The organism is Brevibacterium sp. HMSC24B04 (assembly GCF_001806835.1).
In the GTDB taxonomy this organism is placed as follows: Bacteria; Actinomycetota; Actinomycetes; order Actinomycetales; family Brevibacteriaceae; genus Brevibacterium; species Brevibacterium ravenspurgense.
This window is the reverse complement of record NZ_KV786108.1, coordinates 1-5,426: the sequence shown is the minus strand read 5'-3', so window position 1 is coordinate 5,426 and position 5,426 is coordinate 1. Positions and strand designations below refer to the sequence as shown.

The following is a 5,426-nucleotide window of genomic DNA, read 5'->3' as shown; positions in this document are numbered from 1 at the left end:
TTGGTGCCGAAGGTGAAAGGGATGCGGTATTGCCCCATGGGTGTCTTGCCGTCGCCTTCGCGTTTAGCCTTCGCGGTTGCCAGTCCCTTGTACCCGAACCGGGCGTTTTTGAAGGTGTGTTTGCGGTGCCAGCGTTCGTCGTTGCGAAGTTCCCACAGTTCCACTGTGCCGGTTTTGGAGGAGCGTTTGGCAGTGTGTGCGATGACGATTTGTCGGCCGCCTTTGGGCTTGACTCCGTGCGGGAGGCCGGTCCTGATGACGCCGGTGGTGATGGTTCCGCGTTGGAACTTTTGGCGAAGTTTTCCGTCGTTGCCGATCCGTGCGCTGCCGGTGGGGTAACCGTATTTGCCGCGTTCCCACTTGTGCTTCTTCCAGATTGAACGAACCGTACCCCAGGTGGGGTGCGCACCGGTCTTAGGTGACCAGTGGATGGAACCTTTTGTGAAGGTGCGGTAGCAGCCGCCTTGGGGGAGTCCGCAGCGGATGTTGCCTTTTGCTTTGCCCAGTTTCTTTGCGTGTTTCTTTGCTGCCGCGTTGATTTGGCTGGTGGCTTGACGTGGCGGTGCCGCATGGGCTGGCGTGGCCACAATTGCGGGTGTGAAAAGCGCGAACATGGCGCAAAGAGCTGCGACCAGCACAGCAAAACGACGGGAAAGAGTGTCCATACGAAAATTGTATTGAACGCTCGCAGCGTCCGAGGTGGTGGGCACGGGTGCTGAGGTTGTGCCGGCTGCGCTTGCTGCGCGGTGTCGTTAGGTTGACTGTGGTCGCGCGCCGTTGTTGCGTTTGCGCTGCTTGCGCATCTTGATGGCCAAGTTTATTCGCCGTTTATTCGCCGAAGCGTTGAGTAGACAGCCTGAGAAGTAGACTCCCAAGTATGGTTGCCACTCCCGTGAAGGAATTTCAGGACACTCTGTGGAAGGCCGCGGATAAGCTGCGCGGCTCCATGGATGCTTCTCAGTACAAGGACATCGTCCTGGGCCTTGTCTTCCTCAAATACGTCACTGATGCTTTTGATGCCCGTCGCCTAGAGCTCGAAGCCGAGCTGCAGGCAGAAGGGGCCTCTGCTGAGGAAATCGCGGAAGAGCTTGAAGACCGCGACGCCTACCTCGAAAAGAACGTTTTCTGGGTGGCCAAAACTGCCCGGTGGGATTACCTCAAGAGCCACTCCAAAGGAAAGACGGAAGAAGCCGGTGGCGAGTTCAAAGCTATCGGCAAGCTCATTGATGAAGCCGCCGAAGCTCTCATGGCTGATAACCCCTCCCTGGAAGGCACGCTTCCACACAACTACAACAGCGACAGTGTGGATCAACGCCGTCTGGGTGAGCTCGTCGATCTTTTCAGCACCACTCGGTTTACTGCGGAGGGGCCGGAACGTGCGCGTGATCTGCTAGGTGAAGTGTACGAATACTTCCTTGCCCGATTCGCCTCTGCGGAGGGCAAGCGAGGTGGGGAGTTCTACACCCCACGTTCGGTGGTTCGCACTCTGGTGGAAATTCTGGAACCGACCGAGGGGCGCGTGTACGACCCCTGCTGTGGTTCGGGTGGCATGTTCGTCCAGGCGGAGAAGTTCCTGGACGCACACGACAAGGACCCGTCGGTGATTGCTGTTTACGGCCAGGAACTCAACGAGCGCACGTGGCGCATGGCCCGTATGAACTTGGCTATTCACGCGCTCAGTGCCAAAGGTCTGGGGGAGCGGTGGGGCGATACCTTCGCCCGCGACATCCACCCTGGAACGGAGATGGACTATGTTCTGGCCAATCCGCCGTTCAACATCAAGGACTGGGCCCGCAACACCGACGACAGGCGGTGGACGTACGGTGTCCCGCCGGAAAAGAACGCGAACTTCGCGTGGATGCAGCACATCATCTCGAAGCTGAGCCCTCAGGGTGAGGCCGGTGTTGTCATGGCGAACGGCACCATGACGTCGAATGCGTCTGGTGAAGGTGAAATCCGCAAGAACATGGTCGAAGACGACATCATTTCGTGCGTGATCACACTGCCCGCCCAGCTTTTCCGCGGAACCGGCATACCGGTCTGTGTCTGGTTCTTTGCCAAGGACAAGAATGCCGGGTCTAAGGGATCGATTGATCGCCGGGGCGAGGTCCTGCTGATCGATGCGCGCGACCTCGGCTACATGGTGGACCGCACTGAACGCAGCTTCACAGACGAAGACATCCAGAAAATCGCGAACACCTTCCGTACGTGGCGCGGTCGTGAATCTGCTGAAGGCGAATACGAAGACATCGCGGGCTTCTGCAAATCGGTGTTGATTGAAGAGATCCGCGACGCCGGTTATGCACTTACTCCGGGCCGTTATGTCGGCTTTGCCGAGGTGGAAGAAGACGACGAGCCGATCGACCAGAAAATCACCCGCCTCACCGCGGAGCTCACCGAAGCCCTCGACGAGTCTGCTCGCCTCGACGCTGTTGTCCGCGAACAGTTGGGGAGGTTGGGGTGATGGGATGGACTGAAACGACTCTGGGCAACTTGATTACGTTTCAAAGAGGCTTTGATTTGCCTGCAAAGAATCGCATTCCCGGAGATGTTCCGGTCCTGGCTGCGGGCGAGAAGACTTTCAGCCACAACGAGGCTAAGGTGGCCGGACCTGGTTTCGTCATCGGTCGAAGCACGAACCTTGGCGTTCCTAGATGGAGCGATACGGATTTCTGGCCCTTGAATACAACGCTTTTTGCAAAGGATTTTAAGGGTAACAATCCCCGATGGCTTTTCTATTTGTTCAAGACGCTTGATCTAAGCGGCTTTGACTCTGGTACTGCTCAGGGGTCTTTGAATCGAAACTATATAAGTGCATTCAAAGTAAGCGCCCCGGATAGAGACCGGCAGGATCGGATTGTCGATGTTCTCGGTTCCCTCGATGACAAGATCGCAGCGAACAATAGGGTGGTTTCCATTTCTAACGAGTTGGTTAGGGCAAGGTACTCAGCGCTACCGGTGTCTGCTTGTTCTCTTCGTGATATTGCCGATCTTGTAAGAAGTAGTACCCCACCCCACGGATTTGATCCACAGAAACGACTGGTTGGGCTCGAGCACTTTGATTCGGAGTCGCTTTGGCTTGCTCGTAGTTCTACGCCTGACGTTGCAACTTCTGCTAAGAACGAATTCCATGCGGGTGACACATTGTTCGGCAAACTAAGGCCATACTTCCACAAGGTCGCAATTGCTCCGTTTGAGGGATATTGCTCTACTGACGTCTTAGTACTGCGCGCGAAGGAGCAGAGGCTTGGTCCGCTCGTAGCAGCGGCAGCTAACAGCGACGCAGTGGTTCAGCATGCAGTGAATAGCTCTAATGGAACTAGGATGCCGCGGGCCAAATGGGGCGACATTGAGACGTGCCAAGTTCCAGATCCCGGCGATCGCAGAACTGCTGAGTTCATTCGTATTGCGGATACGCTGATTCAGGATGCTACAGCTCGTCTCGAAGCAAACGCCACTCTCGCAAACACCCGCAATGAGCTGCTTCCGCTGCTGATGAATGGCAAGATTTCTGTACGGGAAGCGGAACAAGAGGCCACCTCGGCAGGTGCAGATATTCCGAGTGAGGAAATCGGGGCATAAACCATGGTGTACACCGAAGCGATGTTCGAAGGCGATGCGCTTGAACTGTTGGGTGAGCTCGACTGGAAACCAGTCAGCGGCAAAAAGCTCGCCCCCGGCAGCGGTGAGCGCGAAAACTGGCGAGACATAGTGCTTCGGGGCAGGCTCCTCAACGCCCTGCGCAACCTCAACCCCGGAGTGCCCGACGAATACCTGCGACAGGCAATATCCGAAGTCATCACACCGCAGTCACAAAGCGCGATCGCTGAGAATCATCGCCTGCACGAAATCCTCGTTGAAGGCTACCGCGGCATCGAATACTACGACGCTGACGGCAAACACCAGAACCCCACCATCACGTTCTTTTCGCGCAACCCGTCTAAAAACGACTACATTGCTGCAAATCAGATCACCATCCGCAACCTCGACAGTGAACGTCGTTTCGACGTGGTGCTCTACGCCAACGGAATGCCGCTGGCGATCATCGAACTCAAACAATCCGGATCCACAGCGACCGTCGAAAACGCCTACAACCAGCTGCGCACCTATGTAGACGAATTTCCAATGGCTTTCCGGTTCGCCAATATTGTGGTGGCCTCCGACGGAATTGATGCGATCTACGGAAGCCCCTTTACACCTCGTGAGCACATGAGCCGGTGGCGAGTTGACGACGATGGCGAACCCTACGAACAGCGGGCACTCGTGGTGGTCGACGGCGAAACGATGACAGAGTTCGACATGCTCATGTGGGGCCTGTTCAACGTGGAGCGCTTCGGCCAGATCTTCATCGACTTCACCGCATTCGACGAAACCGACGGTCAGCTGCGCATGCGCGTGGCAAAACCACACCAGTACTTCGCAGTCACAAAAGCCGCCGGAAGGACAATCCAAGCGGCCCGCAGCGACAAAAAAGCCGGCGTTGTGTGGCACACCACCGGGTCCGGCAAATCCATGGAAATGGAAATGTACACCGCGAAGATCATGCGCGACCCACGGCTGGACTCACCCACCGTGGTCGTGCTGAACGACCGCAGCGAACTGGACAAGCAGCTCTTTGAGACATTCTCAGCATCGACCCTTCTGCCCGAAGACCCTGTCCACATCTCCAGCAGGGAAGACCTGCGCGAACAGCTGAGCCAACGCCAATCGGGCGGCATCTACTTCGCCACCCTGCAGAAATTCGGCCTACAGGGAGCGAAAGAAGACCGCGAACAAAAACACCCCGTGCTGTCAGAGCGGCACAACATCATCGTCATCTCAGACGAAGCGCACCGTTCCCACTACGGCTTCGGCGACACAAATGCTGAAGGCTACGCCCACCACCTGCGCATCGCACTGCCGAACGCAACCATGATTGCGTTCACCGGCACCCCCATCGACGAATGGGACCGCAACACCCGCGAAGTCTTCGGCGGCGAAATCGACGTCTACGACATGAACCGCGCAGTCGCCGACGGTGCCGTGGTCCCCGTGTACTTCGAACCGCGCCTGATCCCGCTGGAGCGAATTCAAGGGATTACGGATAAGGACATCGACGATGCCGCCGCAGACATCCTGGAAGGCATCGAAGACGAAGACCGCGAGAAAGCGCAGCAATCCGTTGCGGTGCTGAACACCATCTACGGCTCTGACCAAAGGCTTGACACCCTTGCCCAGGACTTTGTGCGGCACTGGGAAGACCGTCGCGAAAATATGCGTCAGTTTATAGGTGCGCCCGGAAAGGCGATGATCGTGGTGCAGACCCGCGACATCGCAGCGAATCTGTACGAAAAGATCGTCCAACTGCGACCCGAATGGCATAGTGATGATGACCTGACGGGCAAGATCAAAGTGGCTCTTCCGGTTTTAGAGTGCGTTGACCCGGT

At 56.8% G+C, this 5,426-nt stretch carries 3 protein-coding genes and 1 pseudogene; 3 read left to right on the top strand and 1 reads right to left on the bottom strand.

Annotated features, from left to right (window positions below; genetic code table 11):
* A pseudogene (locus HMPREF3092_RS09485) lies at window positions 1–665 on the bottom strand (hypothetical protein); the annotation flags it as partial.
* A 212-nt stretch (window positions 666–877) separates the two neighbouring features.
* Between HMPREF3092_RS09485 and HMPREF3092_RS09480 the strand changes: the two are divergent.
* The 3 genes from HMPREF3092_RS09480 to HMPREF3092_RS09470 form a co-directional block, all read left to right on the top strand.
* Window positions 878–2,464 carry a class I SAM-dependent DNA methyltransferase gene (locus HMPREF3092_RS09480; RefSeq protein ID WP_070424715.1) on the top strand — a complete coding sequence of 529 codons (1,587 nt, stop codon included), beginning with the start codon at window positions 878–880 and terminating at the stop codon, window positions 2,462–2,464.
* A complete protein-coding gene (locus tag HMPREF3092_RS11050) occupies window positions 2,464–3,582 on the top strand; it encodes a restriction endonuclease subunit S (protein ID WP_141738012.1) in 1,119 nt (372 codons plus the stop codon). Before HMPREF3092_RS09480 ends, HMPREF3092_RS11050 begins: the two co-directional genes overlap by 1 nt.
* A 3-nt stretch (window positions 3,583–3,585) precedes the next feature.
* Window positions 3,586–5,426, top strand: a 1,841-nt coding sequence (locus tag HMPREF3092_RS09470) for a type I restriction endonuclease subunit R (RefSeq protein WP_141738011.1), incomplete at its 3' end; no start/stop codon positions are given.